The organism is Agromyces laixinhei (assembly GCF_006337065.1).
GTDB classification, from domain to species: domain Bacteria; phylum Actinomycetota; class Actinomycetes; order Actinomycetales; family Microbacteriaceae; genus Agromyces; species Agromyces laixinhei.
The window spans coordinates 1,200,994-1,216,221 of sequence record NZ_CP040872.1 but is presented as its reverse complement, the minus strand read 5'-3'; the positions used below and the strand labels follow the sequence as shown (position 1 = coordinate 1,216,221).

At 70.8% G+C, this 15,228-nt stretch carries 14 protein-coding genes; 1 reads left to right on the top strand and 13 read right to left on the bottom strand.

Annotated features, from left to right (window positions below; translation table 11 throughout):
• Positions 1-2: 2 nt before the first annotated feature.
• Genes FHG54_RS05810 through FHG54_RS05780 form a run of 8 tightly spaced genes read right to left on the bottom strand, consistent with a single transcriptional unit; the run spans position 3 to position 8,766 of the window.
• Positions 3-1,199 (bottom strand): cytochrome P450, encoded by a 1,197-nt coding sequence (locus tag FHG54_RS05810; RefSeq protein ID WP_233437884.1) that lies wholly within the window; start codon positions 1,197-1,199, stop codon positions 3-5.
• Positions 1,193-2,242, bottom strand: a complete 1,050-nt coding sequence (locus tag FHG54_RS05805; RefSeq protein WP_139416431.1) for a 3-oxoacyl-ACP synthase III family protein — start codon at positions 2,240-2,242, stop codon at positions 1,193-1,195. The genes FHG54_RS05810 and FHG54_RS05805 overlap by 7 nt, the downstream gene beginning before the upstream one ends.
• Positions 2,239-3,594, bottom strand: a complete 1,356-nt coding sequence (locus tag FHG54_RS16330) for a glycosyltransferase (protein ID WP_168197124.1) — start codon at positions 3,592-3,594, stop codon at positions 2,239-2,241. The genes FHG54_RS05805 and FHG54_RS16330 overlap by 4 nt, the downstream gene beginning before the upstream one ends.
• The gene (locus FHG54_RS16325) at positions 3,591-4,163 is read right to left on the bottom strand and encodes a hypothetical protein (RefSeq protein WP_168197123.1); all 573 of its coding nucleotides are present in this window, start codon (positions 4,161-4,163) and stop codon (positions 3,591-3,593) included. The genes FHG54_RS16330 and FHG54_RS16325 overlap by 4 nt, the downstream gene beginning before the upstream one ends.
• Positions 4,160-5,335 (bottom strand): glycosyltransferase, encoded by a 1,176-nt coding sequence (locus FHG54_RS05795; RefSeq protein ID WP_139416429.1) that lies wholly within the window; start codon positions 5,333-5,335, stop codon positions 4,160-4,162. The genes FHG54_RS16325 and FHG54_RS05795 overlap by 4 nt, the downstream gene beginning before the upstream one ends.
• Positions 5,332-6,324, bottom strand: a complete 993-nt coding sequence (locus tag FHG54_RS05790) for an NAD-dependent epimerase/dehydratase family protein (protein ID WP_168197122.1) — start codon at positions 6,322-6,324, stop codon at positions 5,332-5,334. The genes FHG54_RS05795 and FHG54_RS05790 overlap by 4 nt, the downstream gene beginning before the upstream one ends.
• Positions 6,314-7,711, bottom strand: coding sequence for a F390 synthetase-related protein (locus tag FHG54_RS05785; RefSeq protein WP_168197121.1), 1,398 nt, complete (start codon positions 7,709-7,711; stop codon positions 6,314-6,316). The genes FHG54_RS05790 and FHG54_RS05785 overlap by 11 nt, the downstream gene beginning before the upstream one ends.
• Positions 7,712-7,713: 2 nt before the next feature.
• Positions 7,714-8,766 carry a glycerophosphodiester phosphodiesterase family protein gene (locus FHG54_RS05780; RefSeq protein ID WP_139416426.1) on the bottom strand — a complete coding sequence of 351 codons (1,053 nt, stop codon included), beginning with the start codon at positions 8,764-8,766 and terminating at the stop codon, positions 7,714-7,716.
• 120 nt (positions 8,767-8,886) lie between these two features.
• Between FHG54_RS05780 and FHG54_RS05775 the strand changes: the two genes are divergently transcribed.
• A complete protein-coding gene (locus FHG54_RS05775) occupies positions 8,887-9,696 on the top strand; it encodes a Bax inhibitor-1/YccA family protein (protein WP_139416425.1) in 810 nt (269 codons plus the stop codon).
• A 223-nt stretch (positions 9,697-9,919) separates the two neighbouring features.
• Here FHG54_RS05775 and guaA read toward each other — a convergent pair whose 3' ends face one another.
• The 5 genes from guaA to FHG54_RS05750 form a co-directional block, all read right to left on the bottom strand.
• Positions 9,920-11,503, bottom strand: coding sequence for a glutamine-hydrolyzing GMP synthase (gene guaA / locus FHG54_RS05770; protein WP_139416424.1), 1,584 nt, complete (start codon positions 11,501-11,503; stop codon positions 9,920-9,922).
• Positions 11,500-12,012 carry a DUF3817 domain-containing protein gene (locus FHG54_RS05765; protein WP_139416423.1) on the bottom strand — a complete coding sequence of 171 codons (513 nt, stop codon included), beginning with the start codon at positions 12,010-12,012 and terminating at the stop codon, positions 11,500-11,502. The genes guaA and FHG54_RS05765 overlap by 4 nt, the downstream gene beginning before the upstream one ends.
• A gap of 9 nt (positions 12,013-12,021) precedes the next feature.
• Positions 12,022-12,798, bottom strand: a complete 777-nt coding sequence (locus FHG54_RS05760; protein ID WP_168197120.1) for an SURF1 family cytochrome oxidase biogenesis protein — start codon at positions 12,796-12,798, stop codon at positions 12,022-12,024.
• 11 nt (positions 12,799-12,809) lie between these two features.
• Complete coding sequence (locus tag FHG54_RS05755; RefSeq protein WP_139416421.1) at positions 12,810-13,310, bottom strand: cation:proton antiporter regulatory subunit; 501 nt, start codon at positions 13,308-13,310, stop codon at positions 12,810-12,812.
• A gap of 83 nt (positions 13,311-13,393) precedes the next feature.
• Positions 13,394-15,139 carry a glycerol-3-phosphate dehydrogenase/oxidase gene (locus FHG54_RS05750; RefSeq protein WP_198165803.1) on the bottom strand — a complete coding sequence of 582 codons (1,746 nt, stop codon included), beginning with the start codon at positions 15,137-15,139 and terminating at the stop codon, positions 13,394-13,396.
• Between the last annotated feature and the right edge of the window lie 89 nt (positions 15,140-15,228).

Sequence of the window (15,228 nt, the reverse complement as noted above, 5' to 3'; positions counted from 1 at the left end):
CGTCAGGCCGTCGCGGCCTCCGACACCCCGCCGAGCACGACGCTCCGATAGCCCGGAATCAGCACTCCGCGTGCCGCGCGGCGCGAATGCACCGCGAGCGGGCGCACAGCCTCGGCATCGAGCACCGCCGTGAGCATGCCGCGGATCTGCGCCATCGCGAGCGGGGCGCCGAGGCAGAAATGGGCACCGGCACCGAACCAGAGCTGACGGAGACTCGCGGCCGGGTTTCCGATCGGATCGAACCCGGGCGCGATCCGATCGGCGAGGAAGGTCGCGAGCACGATCCGTTCGCCGGGACGTACGACCACGTCGCCGACGCGGGCCTCACGCGCCACGCTCCGCAGCATGACGGGCGACGGGGTCGTCACGCGGAGGCCCTCCGCGATGGCCGCATCGACATGACCGCGATCGCCGGAGAGACGGCGGAGCCATCCGGTGTCCGCCAGCAGGCAGATGATCCGGGGCAGGTAGGCGACGAGCGTCTCGGTGCCCGTCAGCACGAAGGCGCCGACGGCGCCGAGCGACTCCTGCTCGTCGAGGCCGAGCTCGCGCATGCGACCCGGCACGGTCTCGGGGTCGCCTCGCCGCCATGCCGCCGCGGCATGGCCGGTCAGCTCGGCCATGACACCACGCGCATGGCGCACCTGCGCCGGCGTCATCCGCGGCCGAGAGAGCCGCACGGCACCCGTCACCGTGGCGATCCGGCGGAAGAGCCGGTCGTCGACGACCGAGGCCGGCAGGCCGACGAGGGCCGAAATCACGGAGCTGGCACACCGGCGCGCCTCGGCGACCAGTTCGACCCGCTCTCCCGCTTCGAGTCGTTCCCGCAGCGACGCGTACGGCTCGCCGAGCGTGCGATCGACGATCGCGCTCACCGCGGCCGGCGTGAAGAGCGGCGCGAGCCGCCGCCGCAGTTCGAGGTGGTCGGCCCCCTCCATGTTCAGCAGCACCCGCGGTCCGAGCACGGGCGTCCAGAGCTCGCTCGGCGACCCCGGGCCGGTCTTCGCGAACGAGGCGGTGTCCATGAGCACGGCGCGCAGCAACGCGGCATCCGTCACGACCGTGCCGAGGCCGGGCACCCGGAGCACCGGACGCGTGATGCTCGCGAGCATCGGGTAGGCGAGCGGATGCGCCGCGCGCATCACGCGCTCCTCCCATCGCATCGCGGTGCGATCCGGCGCAGCTGCGCGCGTCACCACCTCATCACCGTCACGCCCAGGCTGATGCCGCCCGCGAGACCGACGAGCGCGACGAGGTCACCGGATCGGATCCGTCCCCGTCCGAGTGCGCGTTCGAGCTGCACGGGCAGGGAGACGCTCGCGAGGTTGCCGTGCGCCGAGATCGTCTCCTCGGTGATCGCGGGATCGACGCCGAGCAGGTCGACGATACGGCGATGCATCGGCAGCGCGACCTGATGCACGGCGACGAACGCGAGATCCCCGGTTCGCAGGCCTGCACCGGCGAGCGTCTCATGGAAGATGCCGAGCCCGACACGACGGAAGGCTCGCTCGAGGGCGCGCCCGTCCATGTCGAAGTAGCTGCCCCCGACCGCGTGCGGGTTGATCGAACCGCCGGTCGGCAGCGTGCCGACGTCCCAGTACTGCGAGTGCGCACTGAACCGGGAGCCGATGATGCCGGCGCCCGATCGTTCGCTCGATTCGAGCACCACTGCGGCCCCGCCGTCGCTCATGGTGTAGCCGGGGAAGGAGCGCAGGAACTGCGCGTTGCCGGCGAGCTTCCAGCGCACCGCGTGCGAGGGCTGCTCGCCGCTCACGACGAGGGCTCGCCGCGCCTGCCCGGTCGCGATGAGCGCCTCGGCGACCTGCATGCCGACGAGCAGGCTGTTGCACGCGTTCTTCACGTCCATGACCGCTGCCGACAGCCCGAGCTTCGCCGCCACGATGTGCGCGGTCGCCGGCTCGATGAGGTCTTGGCTCGCCGAGGCGAAGACGAGCAGGTCGATCGGTCCGGGGGCATCGGCGAGTGCCTTCCGCGCAGCGGCCACCGCGAGGTCGGAGGTCTGCCACCCCTCAGGCCGCACGTGCACGCCGCGCACGCCGGTGAGACGGGCGATGATGCCGGTCGGCAGCCCGAGTCCGGGGTTCGCAGCGGCGATGCGCGCTTCGGTCTCGCTCGTCGAGCGCCAGTGCTCAGGCAGGTAGACCCCGAGACCCGCGATGCGGGCCGAGGTCGTCCAGCGCGCGGCATCCGTTCGCTGCGGCCGCTCGGTCACGAGCGTCATCTGCGTACCCCGCCCGATTCGTCGCCGACTCCCGCTCCCGACACCCATGCCTCCTCGATCAGATCAGCGGCCCCCGCCGCACCGTCGTGCTCGCCGCTCGCCAGCCGGAATCGCTCGAGGGCGCGCCGCCGCGCCTCGGCCGGGGCGAGCGCCCGTTCGATCGCCGCGGCGAGCCTGGCTGCTCCGGAAGCCCCCCGTAACTCGGCGGGCGAGAGCCGTTCGGCGAGCCCATGGTGCACGAGACGCGCGGCGAGGTCGGGCTGATCGTAGTCGATGGGAACCACGACGGCGGGCAGGCCCGCGGCGAGCGCGGCGTGCACGATGCCTGCGCCGCCATGGTGGACGACCGCATCGTAGCCGCCGAGTTCGCCGTAGTCGGCATACTCGAGGAGCCGGACTCGCGTCAGGTCGCCGCCGCCGTTCGCCCGCGTTCCGCCGAGCGTCATCTCGAGGTGCACCCCGGGCAGGAGTTCGGCCACCAGCTCGGCGGTCTCGAGCAGTTCGGCTTTCGTGCCCGCCAGGTGCGTGCCGCAGGAGACGAGCACGCGAGGTCGGCGCGGCGCCGCGGCATCCGGCGACGAGGCGTGCGGTTCGCGATCTGAGGATGCCGGCGCACCCCACGCTCCCGGACGGCCCGGCGGCGTGTAGCGCACCGGTCCGACGAACCGCATCGCGGGCGGCCAGGTGCGCTGCAGCTCGAGTTCCGCGAGCCCGAGACCGAGCACGGTGTCGGGCGAGTAGACCTGCTCGGTGCCATCGTGCCGGAACGCCCCCGAGAACCCGAGCGCCCGCAGCCGTGCCGCGTTCATGGCGAAGACCCCGCGCTTGAACGCGCGAGCCGCCCCTCGGCCGGCGGCATCCCTCGCCCGGCCTGAGAGCCCGCGAGGCGGCGACCAACCGCCAAAGTACGCCGGGGTGCCGTCGACCGAGCCGATCGCGGCGGGTGAGGGTATCGCGGTGAACCACCGGGCGCCGTGGCGCCTCGCGGCCATGCCGGCGACCGGCAGGGTGAAATCGGCGACGACGATCGCGGGCAGCTCCTCCAGGTATCGCCGATCGAGTTCCTCGCTGATCGTGGCGAGCACTCCGAGCGTGCCGCGGAACTGCCGGTGCAGTCGCACCGGGTTCGCCCCGATGCGCTCGGGCGGGTCGACGATCGCGGCGATCACCCGATCGTCGGCGCTTTCGAGCGCCACCGCCGGCAGGCCGGCCGCCTCGATCTCGGCACGCGCCGATCCGGTGCTGACGACACGCACCGGCACCCCTCGCCGCACCAGTTCGGCGCCGATGCCGAGCATCGGGTGCAGGTGGCCCGCGAAGGGCGGTGACACGAGTTCGACGTGACCCGTCATCGGCGCACGTCCTGTTCTGCGCGCAGCCGCGCGATCGCGGCGACGACGACGGCGCGCAGCTCCGGCGACGAGAGGTAGTCGAGATGATGCCCGTCGATCTCGTGGTCGGGGGCACCGGTCGAGCGCCGGGCCAGCGCGTCGGAGCGCCCGGTCACGGTCTCGACCGTCGCGGCGCGCGGCAGCGACCTCGCCACCGGCCCGTAGGCCACGACGTGCACCCGGGCGAGTGCGTCGTCGTCGAGCTCGAGGTTCGCGAGGAGCTCGAGCCCGCAGCTCCCGGCGAGCACGAGGGTGCGATCGGTCGCCGTGAGCACCGCGCGAACGGCGGCGGAGTACATGAGGGCGAACGCGGGTCGCCGCGACGCGAAGTAGTCGCGAACGTTTCGTGCGCTCGCGACCGGCAGCGGAGTACGGCGCCACGGTCCGCTCGCCGGCAAGTAGGGGAAATTCACCCCGACACGCTCCTCCGGGGCGAGCGGGAGGCCATCGAGAAAGGCCTGCTGAGCGGGCGAGAGCGCCGAGTTCGCGCGGTCGCTGCGGCCGGTCAGAAAGCAGACTCCGAGCGTCATCGCGGTGCCTCTTCGAAGCGATCGTTGGCATGCACGAGATATCGCCGGCCCCGCCACACGATGCGACGGTCGGCGAGCGCCCGGCCGAACTGCACCGGCAGCACGAGTTCGCCGGCGAGCGACAGCACCGGGTCGTGCCGGAACCGCCCGGCGACGATGCGCTGCACGGCTGCGATGATCGCGGAACGCAGTGCCAGGGTGCCGGCGAGCGCCGTGACACGCGCCGTCGTCGGTCGCACGGCACTCGCTGCCACGAGCGCGCCGAGCAGCACCGCCGGCACCGCATACCCGGCCGCGATGCCCGCACGCCGCACCGGGCGCTCGGCACGGAGCAGGAGCGTCGCGAAGACCATCCAGCGATGCATGAGATCGCCGTACCGGCGCCCGCCGTCGACGGTCGTCGAGACGAACTGCACGACCTCGCTCTGATCGATCGAGCCGCCCGTCTCGCGCACTCGGGTCGCCACCGCGAGATCGTCGGCGAGCAGTGGCAGCAACGGCGAGAAGCCGCCGATCCGCTCGAGCGTGTCGAGTCGCATCGCCCAGGTCATGCCGTTGATGGTGCGCGGTCCGCCGATCGCCGATGCGGGCAGGTACGAGAGCGTGGCCTGGTCGTTGACGAACTGCGCGAGCAGGCGCGACCAGATGCCGGCGCCCGGAACATAGCTGGGGAGCCCGGTGCTCACCTCGGCGATTCGCAGCCCGTCGCGGAGCGCCGCGAGGCCCTCGGCCGTCACCCGCGTGTCGTCGTCGACGACCGCGAACGCGTCGGTCTCGATCAGCGATTCGGCGAGGTGCAGTTTGAAGGTCTTCGGGCCGACTCGAGGCGGGCACGGCGGGCAGTCGACGATGCGCACGGCGGCGAGTGGATGCCGCGAGCCCGCCTCCTCCGCAGTGCGACGCCCCTCGGGGTCCGCTGCGTCGACGAGCCACAGCACGGGCGAATCACCCGCGACCGCGAGGGTGTTCGCGAGGGTGTCGACGAGTTGCGGATCGCCCGAGAGGATCGGCTGCACGATCGTGACGGCCGACGGGGCCACCGCGGCGCCCGTGGCCGATCGCAGACGCGCACGGCGCCGCTCGACGGCCAGCGCCGCGGCAGCGGCCTTCGTGAGCATGAGAGCCGAGTACCCGACGGCGGCGGCGACGGCGAAGCGGTCGGCGCGTCTCATCGGGTGGCCCTCGCATCGCTCCGCACGGCGGCGATCGTGCGGGCGAGCGCGTCGTCCATCGAAACGCTCGGCGCCCCGAACAACCGCTCGGCGTTCGAGACGTCGAAGGTCTTCGAGGAGGCGAGCAGCCAGACCGCGTACCGAGTCAGGGGCGGTTCGCCGCGAAGACGGCCGAGGCGCCACACGGTCTCGGCGGCGGCGGCGAGTCCGAGCGCCGTGCCGCGCCCGATGTACCGGGTGGGAGCCGGAAGGTCGAGCTCGGCGAGGATCCGCCCGATCGTCGGCATGAGCGGTACCGGCTCGCCGTTCGTGAGGTTCACGCAGGTGCCGGAGAGCCCCGGCCGCAGCGCTGCTGCGATGAGCTGGTCGACGAGCGTGTCGATGTAGATGAGATCGCCGACTGCGGGTGCCGCCGCGTCGCCGATGAACGGCAGGCGCCCGGCCGCCGCTGCCGCGATGATCCGCGGCAGCAGGGTCGTGTCGCCGGGCCCGAACACTGCGCGCGGCCGCGCGATCACCCACTCGCCCGGGTACTCGCGCACCAGCAACTCGCCTGCGTGCTTCGTGCGCGCGTAGTCGTTCAGGTAGTCGGGCCCGATCGGCGTCTCCTCGGTGATGTCGTACTGATCAGCCGGCCGGTAGAAGACGGAGCTCGACGAGACGTACACGATTCGGGGCAGGCCCGTGCGCCGCGCGAGGTCGAGTACGTTCGCGGTCGCGTCCACGTTCTGGGCTTCGAACTGCGCGCGGCTGCCCCATTGGCTCGCGCGCGCCGCCGCGTGCACGATGACGTCGGGGCGGAACTCGGTCGCGAACGTCGCGGTCACGGGTCGGCAGAGGTCGATGCTCGCGATATCTCCATCGGGCACCCGTCGTCGTCCGATGCCACGGGCCTCCGCACCGGGCCGGCAGCGAAGCGCGCGCAGCAGTGCACCGCCGACGAACCCGGTCGCTCCGGTGACGAGGATCCGTACGGGCTCAGACGACATCGGCGGTCTCCTCCTGTGTCGCGGCATGTGCGCGGGCGATGCGCACCTGCTTCGCGCCGAGCTGCCGCGGCGCGAGCGCCACGACGTCGAGTTCGGGCAGCACCGCCCCGACCGTCTCGAAGAGTCGGGCGAGCACGCCGCGAACCGCGCGCGCGTGTTCGGGGTCGAGCGGATCGATGGCGACCTCGATCGCATCGGGCGCCCATCGGATGCCCCATTCCGCCGTCGAGGCGGTCGTCATCGCGCGTCGCACCGCATCGGGAAAGACGCGCACGACCCGTCCGTCGGGGGCGAATGCCTCGATGACCTCGTCGGCACGCCCTTCGACGGCGTCGATCACTCGGGCGGGATTTCCGCAGCCGCACCGCTGCCCGCGGGCGGGCATCCGCAGCACATCGTCGAGTCGGTACCGCACGATGAGCTGCGTGCTGCGATCGAAATCGGTGACGATGGGCACGAAACGCCCGCCCACGACCTCGGATCCGTCGATCCACTCCGATTCGACGACGATGCTCTGCTCGTTCAGGTGCAACCGCCCACGGTCGCAGTCGAGGGCCAGCAGCCCCTCGGTCGCCTGGTAGACCCGCCGGGGCCGTACACCCCACGCCGATTCGACGAGTTCGGAGTCGGCGTCGTCGAGCACCTCGGCGACGGCGACGACGAGCCGCGGCTCGATGCCGAGCTCGCCGCGAAGCCCGGCGCGCGCAAGTTCGACGAGCAGGCTCGACGGGGCGACGAGCACATCGGGTCGGGCACCGGCCACCCCCTGCCGGATCTGTTCGAACGGCGCGACGAGATCGACGAAGGCGAATGACAGGCGACGGCTCGCGACCGACTCGTAGAGGTTGGAGTTCGCGCGCAGCGCGAAGGCGATGCGCAGCGGCGGCAGCCACGGCTGCACCAGCTGGACGAGACTCCGCCGGTCGAGCAGTCGGCCGAGCACGGTGCCCGCCCAGCGCATCCGCTCTGCGGGGTCGACGAGGAAGACCCCCGGGCGCCCCGAGGTGCCGCTCGAGAGGCCGACCGTCACACCGCCCGGCAGCTCGCCGCGGAAATCGCGGCTCGCTTCGGCCGCCCGCGCTTCGGCGAGCGCGGTGTCGAGCGGGATGCCCCGCACGTTGAAGCCGGAGAAGTCGGCGAGCACGGTCGCCTTGTCGACGACGGGTGCGTCTCCGAGCCGGTCGAGTCCGCCGCGGTAGTGGGCGGCACGCGGCATCCGCTCGCGCAACAGCCGTTCGAGACCGCGGCGCTGCCGTCGCTCGAGGCTCGCCGCCCCGCCGATGCGGTCGACCCACCGTGCCCGAACGAACCGCGCCGCGGCGATCGCCGGCAGCGTCGCATCACGTGGCGTCCTGCACCGGGTGTCGGCGCCGTCCTGCTCCGGCACGCTCAGCGAGCCTCGGAGAGCATCGTGCGCACGTCGACGCCGAGGTCGGGGTGATCGACGAACACTCCGTCGACCCCCATGCCGATGATCTCGGCGAACTCGCCCGCCCAGTCGCCGAACGCGGCCCGCACGGTGCCGCGCCGGAATCGCCCGGAGAGGAACCGGTTCTCGGGCCGCAGGGTCCAGGTGTAGATCTCGAGGTCGGCCGCGTGCGCGGCATCGACGAGTTCGGCGCCGCTGAGGGGCGCGCCCGCGGCATCCGCTCGCTGTCGTCTCGTCTCGCCGACGAGCCGCGCCGTGCCGACGCTCACTCCGTCGAAGCGGCCGGCGAGCCCGAGCAGCCCGGCCTCGGTCACGAAGGAGTCGTAGCGCGGCGCGGCCTTGCCCTGTTCGAGCACGAGGTCCCACGGAGCACCCGATCCCTCGATGAGCAGCACCCGCTTGCCCCGGATGCCCCGAGCCCCGAGTCGCTCGAGCAGTGTCGGCTCGAACGCCTCCATGATGAGCCGCTCGTCGCCGCGCCCCCACCCGGCCGCCTCGAGCTCGGCCCGGAACAACTCGTCGAGCGGCAACCCGAGGGCGTCGAAGTGCGCGGCGTGCTTGAACTCGGCCACCATGCGCAGCATCCGGCGCTGCTGGTCGGCCGCGATGTCGATGATCTCGAAGAGTTCGCGGAGCCTGATGAGGGGGAACCGGCCGTCGAAGCTCGCGCTCGACCGGCGCAGCGCCCCGAGGCGCTCGCGGGCACGCAGCGTCGCGAGCTCGGCCCAGGTGAAGTCCTCGGTGAACCAGCCGGTGAGCGCGGTGCCGTCGATCTCGCGGGTCGTGCGCCGACCGGCGAACTCGGGTCGGTCCGCGACATCGGTGGTGCCCGAGATCTCGTTCTCGTGGCGGAGCACGAGCACGCCGTCGCGCGTGGCGACGATATCGGGTTCAACGGCATCGGCACCGAGGGCGAACGCCAGTTCATAGGCCGATCGCGTGTGCTCGGGGCGGTACCCGGGTGCGCCGCGGTGCCCGATCACGAGCGGGCGAGGCGCATCGTCGTGCTGCATCCGCCCAGCGTAACCAGCACTGCGTATGCCTGCGCGGGAATTCCGTGGGAATTCACGGCGTTGTCATGGATAACTCGGGTAGGTTGGAAGCCCGCACACAGCCGAAAGCAGAGGAAACCCATGGCTCTCGACAACCCCGCCTTCTCGCGGAACTCCGCGTTCTCCGCGCAAGGGGGCGTGGCCGCCGCGCAAGACGTCTCCGCACAGCAGCTGCAAGAGATGTACGACCAGCCGTCCACCCCGCCCGCGGGCGAGACCATGGCGATCGAGACGACCATCCAGAAGTCGGCCGTCGCATTCGGTCTCCTCGTCGTCGGCGCTGCCCTCGGCTGGGTCACCGCCGAGTCGATGCCGTTCCTCTGGATCGGCGCCGGCATCGTCGGCTTCGTGCTCGCGCTCGTCAACATCTTCAAGAAGTCGCCCTCGCCCGCCCTCGTGCTCGCCTACTCGGCCGTGCAGGGCGTCTTCGTGGGCGGCATCTCGGCCTTCTACGAGGTGCAGTTCCCAGGCATCGTGACGCAGGCCGTCATCGCGACCCTCGTCGTCGTCGGCGTCACCCTCGCGCTCTTCGCCTCGGGCAAGATCCGCGCATCGAAGAAGGCGACGAAGATCTTCCTCATCGCCATGGTCGGCTACGGCGTCTTCTCGCTCGTGAACCTCGGCCTCATGCTCTTCGGCGTGACCGACAACGCGTTCGGCCTGCGCTCGGCAGAGATCTTCGGCATCCCGATCGGCCTGCTCCTCGGCGTGCTCGTCGTCATCATGGCGGCGTACTCGCTCGTGCTCGACTTCGACTTCATCCAGCGTGGCGTGCGCAACCGCGCACCGAAGAAGTTCGAGTGGTCGGGTGTCTTCGGCATCATGGTCACGGTCATCTGGCTCTACCTCGAGATTCTGCGCATGCTCGCGATCGCGCAGTCGAGCGACTGACCTCGACACCGCGCAACAAGAACGGCCGCCCTCGGGCGGCCGTTCTTCGTTTCGGGTGCTGCCGGCCAGACCTCCGCGGCTCGCCGGACGCGCCGGTCCCGCACGGAACACCCCCACTGCCACAGCACTCTGCTGTTGATGCGCGTGGCGCATCAACAGCAGAGTGCTGGGAACGTGCCCCCGCCGCCGCCCGCGTGAGGATGCGCATTTCAGCGCGGAGTGCTCACTCCCACTCGATGGTGCCCGGCGGCTTCGACGTGACGTCGAGCACGACGCGGTTGACCTCGGACACCTCATTGGTGATGCGATTCGAGATCTTCGCGAGCACGTCGTAGGGCAGTCGGGTCCAGTCCGCGGTCATCGCGTCCTCCGACGAGACGGGGCGCAGCACGATCGGATGACCGTAGGTGCGGCCGTCGCCCTGCACGCCGACCGAGCGCACGTCGGCGAGCAGCACGACGGGGCACTGCCAGATCTCCTGGTCGAGACCGGCCGCGGTCAGTTCCGCGCGCGCGATGGCATCGGCCTCGCGGAGCAGATCGAGACGATCACGGGTGACCTCGCCCACGATGCGGATTCCAAGGCCCGGCCCCGGAAACGGCTGGCGGCCGACGATCGCCTCAGGCAGCCCGAGCTCGCGACCGATGGCGCGCACCTCGTCTTTGAAGAGGGTGCGCAGCGGCTCGACGAGTTCGAACTGCAGGTCTTCGGGAAGCCCGCCGACATTGTGGTGGCTCTTGATGTTCGCGGCACCGGTGCCGCCGCCCGACTCGACGACATCGGGGTAGAGCGTGCCCTGCACGAGGAACCGGATCGGCTGCCCGTCGGACTCCGCCTCGGCGACGAGGTCGCGCTCGGCAGCCTCGAACGCGCGGATGAACTCACGGCCGATGATCTTCCGCTTGGTCTCGGGGTCGCTGACCCCGGCGAGCGCGTCGATGAAGGTGTCGACCGCGTCGACGGTGACGAGGCGGATGCCAGTGGCGGCGACGTAGTCGACCTCGACCTGGCGGCGCTCGTCTTTGCGGAGGAGCCCGTGGTCGACGAAGACGCAGATCAGCTGGTCGCCGACGGCCTCGTGCACGATGGCGGCTGCCACAGCGGAGTCGACCCCGCCGGAGAGGCCCGCGATGACCCGGCCGGTGCCGACCTGCTCGCGGATGCGAGCGACCTGTTCGGCGATGACGTTGCCCGAGTTCCAGTCGGCGGGGATGCCCGCCGCGCGGTGCAGGAAGTTCTCGATGACATCCTGCCCGTACTCGGAGTGCTTGACCTCTGGATGCCACTGCACACCGTAGAAGCCCTGCTCGTCGTTCGCGAACGCCGCGACCGGAGTCGTGGCGGTGGAGGCGAGGACCTCGAAGCCCGCTGGGGCGACCGCGACGGAATCGCCGTGACTCATCCACACGGTCTGGGCCGACGGCTGGCCCGAGAGCAGCGCGTTGTCGTCGTCGGTTCGCGCAGTCACGGCCGTCGACCCGTACTCGCGGTGGCCGGTATGTGCGACCTCGCCGCCGAGCTGCTGCGCCATGACCTGGAAGCCGTAGCAGATGCCGAGCGTCGGAACGCCGAGCCGCAGGATGCCCTCGTCGAGCGCCGGCGCACCGGCTTCGTAGACCGACGACGGCCCACCCGAGAGCACGATGCCGATCGGGTTCTTCGCCGCGACCTCGGCCGCGGTGATCGTGTGCGGCACGATCTCCGAGTAGACGGATGCCTCGCGCACGCGCCGCGCGATGAGCTGCGCGTACTGTGCGCCGAAGTCGACGACGAGCACCGGGCGCTGCTCGGTGGGCTGATCGGTCACTGCTGGGCCTCCACGGTGTCGGAGTTGTCGGTGGTCTCGGATGCGGCAGTCGCGGATGCGGCAGTCGCGGATGCCTCAGCCTCACGGCGGTCGAGGTAGCCGCGCACCTCGCGGCCGATGCGCGCCTCGAGGAAGAACGAGAGCAACGGCACGATGCCGCCGAGCGCGATGATGATGAAGCGGCTGAACGGCCAGCGCATGAGGCTCCAGAGCCGGAAGTCGCTGAAGAGGTAGACGACGTAGAACCAGCCGTGGGCGATGAGGATGCCGGTCGAGAGGTTCACGCCGGTTCCGGTCGACTCGAGACCGGCGGCCGTCTCGATCACCGGGGTGACGGCGAGCACGCCTTGGTCGCCGAAGGCGTAGAGCTCGAGGTGGAATGCGTACTTCAGGATCATCTCGGCGCACAGCAGCAGGAGCATGACACCGGTGATCACCGAAGCGACCTGGTAGAACTTCAGCGCCCCGCGAATGCGCGGCAGATCGGCGGATTTCGGCTCGAGGGGCATGACGCCAGTCTACGCGGCGTCAGCGGATGCCTCGGCCTCGGCCTGCTGCTCCTCGCGCTCGCGTTCGACGGCGTCGCGCACGAGGCGATACCAGAGATAGATCGCGAACCCGGCGAAGACGGCCCACTCGATCGCGTAGAAGACGTTCAGCCAGTCGAGCTGCTGCTCCTGTTCGGGCGGCGGCGAGGCGATCGCGTCGAGCCCGGCCGGCGCCTCGGCCGCGGTGACGTAGCCGAAGTAGACGGGCCGGTCGTCGTAGTCGGCCCAGACGTTGATGAGCTGCGCCACGGCGACCGTCTGCATCGAGAACGGGTCGCCCTCATGGTCTGGGGCGATCGGCGCCTCGCTCGGCAGGAACCGGCCCTCGAACGTGATCGGTTCTGCCGGGTCGATCGACCGCTCGAATGCGTCGGCGGCCTCGTGGGCGGCGCGTTCATCGGCCGCCCAGCCGAGCGCGACGGGCAGCCCGCCCGGCGCGCCATCCGTCACTTCGAGGTGCACGACGGGCCAGTACCCGGCGGCGGCGTCGTTCAATCGCCCTTCGACGATGACCGTGTCACCGGGCACCACGGTGCCCGTCACCTCGACGAGTTGGGCGGTCACGGCCTGCTCGGTCGGTCGGTCGGGATCTGCGATGCCGGCGAAGGGGCGCACCTTCTCGGTCGGCCGTTCGACGACGGCCGAGGACTCGACGGCGCGCTCGAGCTGCCATTGGCCGAGCAGCGCGAAGGCCGCGGCGATGCCCAGCGCAAGCAGCAGTGCGAGCACCCATCGCGGGCGCAGCATCATCTTCAGCATCAGGCCTCGGCGTCTCCGTCTGCGCCCGTGTGAACGGCACGGAAGACCCCTTCGATGCCCTCTGCAGGGCCCACCGCGACGAGAGTGTCGCCGAAGCGCATCACGAAGTCGTCCGCCGGCGACGGATGCGCATGGTCATCGCGCACCACGGCGACGACGGCGACCCCGGATGCCGCAGGCAGCTCACCGATCGGGCGTCCGGCGATGGCATCGTCTTCATCGAGGGTGACCCAGCCGATCGGAACCCCGGGGAGAGCCTCGAGCTCTGCGATCGACTCGACGATGCGCGTGCCGCCGAGGAGTTCGGCAACCGTGTGCGCCTCGTCCTCCTCGAGTCGCAGGGAGACCGTGCCGCTGTCGTCTGGCGCCCCGGCGCGTCGGCAGACGAGGTCGCTCGAACCGGTGCGATGCGCCACGACCGACACTTCCGCTCCATCGGCCGTTGTGATCGAGTGCAGCACGCCGACCCCGGGAAGGGCGACTCGGCGGACTTCGACCATCGCGCAGGCTCCTCGATCTCTGGGGGTCGTACGCGATCAAGTCTATCTGCGCGCCGGGCGGTCACCGGTGCCCGGCCGAGTGCTCAGTCCACCTGCACGATGTCGGGAGCCTCGAGGCGCACTCGGTCGGCCGATTCGTCATCTGGCTGCTCCTGCGAGGCGCGCTCGGCCTCGACGCGCTGCAGGTAACGCTCGACCTCGAGTGTCTGCCGAGCCTCGTTCCATCCGAGTGCCCTGCCCATGAGCCTCGCCGCGACCGGTGCGGCGGAGACGCCCCGGTCCCACGCCTCGATCGAGATGCGAGTGCGTCGGGCGAGCACGTCGTCGAGATGCAGTGCGCCCTCGTGCGTCGCCGCGTAGACGACCTCTGCACCGAGGTAGTCGTCGGCGCCCGGCAGCGCTTCGCCGAGCGAGGGGTCGTCACGGATCAGGTCGAGCAGTTCGTCGGTCATCGTGCCGTAGCGGTTCAGCAGGTGTTCGATGCGCACCTTGTGCACGTCGAACGCACGCGCGATCTTGCCGCGCTTGTTCCAGGCCGCCTGGTAGCCCTCGGCGCCGAGCAGCGGGATGTCCTGCGTGGTCGACTTCGGCACCTTGCCGTCGAGCGCGTCTGCTGCGGCGTCGATGGCATCCTTCGCCATGACCCGGTAGGTGGTCCACTTGCCGCCCGCGATGACGACGAGCCCCGGAACGGTGTGGGCGACGAGGTGCTCGCGCGAGAGCTTGGAAGTCTGGTCGCTCTCGCCGGCGAGCAGTGGCCGCAGGCCCGCGTACACGCCCTCGACGTCCTCCCTGGTGAGCGGGATGCCGAGCACGGAGTTGACGTGCTCGAGGAGGTAGTCGATATCGGCTGCGGTCGCCGCCGGGTGCGCCTTGTCGAGGTTCCAGTCGGTATCGGTCGTGCCGATGAGCCAGTGCCGGCCCCACGGGATCACGAACAGCACGCTCTTCTCGGTGCGGAAGATCATGCCCATCGCCGACTGGATGCGGTCGCGCGGCACGACGAGGTGGATCCCCTTGGACGCGCGCACCTTGAACGTGCCGCGTTCGCCGACCATGCGCTGCGTGTCATCCGTCCACACGCCGGTGGCGTTCACGACCTGCTTGGCGCGCACCTCGAAGTGCTCGTCGGTCTCGAGGTCGTGCGCCTTCACACCGACGACGCGCTCACCGACCTTGATGAAGCCCTCGACCTTGACGCGGCTCGCGACGTGGGCGCCGTAGAACGACGCGGTGCGGGCGAGCGAGGCGACGTATCGTGCGTCGTCGACCTGCGCGTCGTAGTAGGTGAGGCCGCCGACGAGCGCATCCTTCGAGAGCGACGGGATGGCGCGCATCACCTGCCGTTTCGAGAGGTGCCGGTGATGCGGCACCCCGGGCGGGCGCCCGCCCGTGTAGCTGAAGATGTCGTAGAGCAGCATGCCCGCGCCGACGTAGAACCGCTCGATGACACGGGTCTTCAGCGGATACAGGAACCGCACGGGCTTGACGAGGTGCGGCGCGATGCGCTGCAACAGCAAGCCGCGTTCGATGAGCGCCTCGCGCACGAGCCTGAAGTCGAGCTGTTCGAGATAGCGGATGCCGCCGTGCACGAGCTTCGATGAACGACTCGAGGTGCCCGATGCCCAGTCACGGGCTTCGAGCAGGCCCGTCGACAATCCGCGGGTCACGGCGTCGAGCGCGGCTCCGGTGCCGACGATGCCGCCGCCCACCACGAGGATGTCGAGCTCCTTCTCCTTCAGCCGCGTGATCGCGGCCGCTCGCTCCTCGGGCCCGAGCTTGGTCGAACGCGTCACCGGCTTGAGTCTCGCCGACTGCTGAGTCGCCATCGTGCTCCCCATCCCCGCGGCCTCACGGCAAGGCTGCGCGATCCGTTTCCACGCTACCCGAGCGCCCGCCATGGCGCTACGGAACGCGC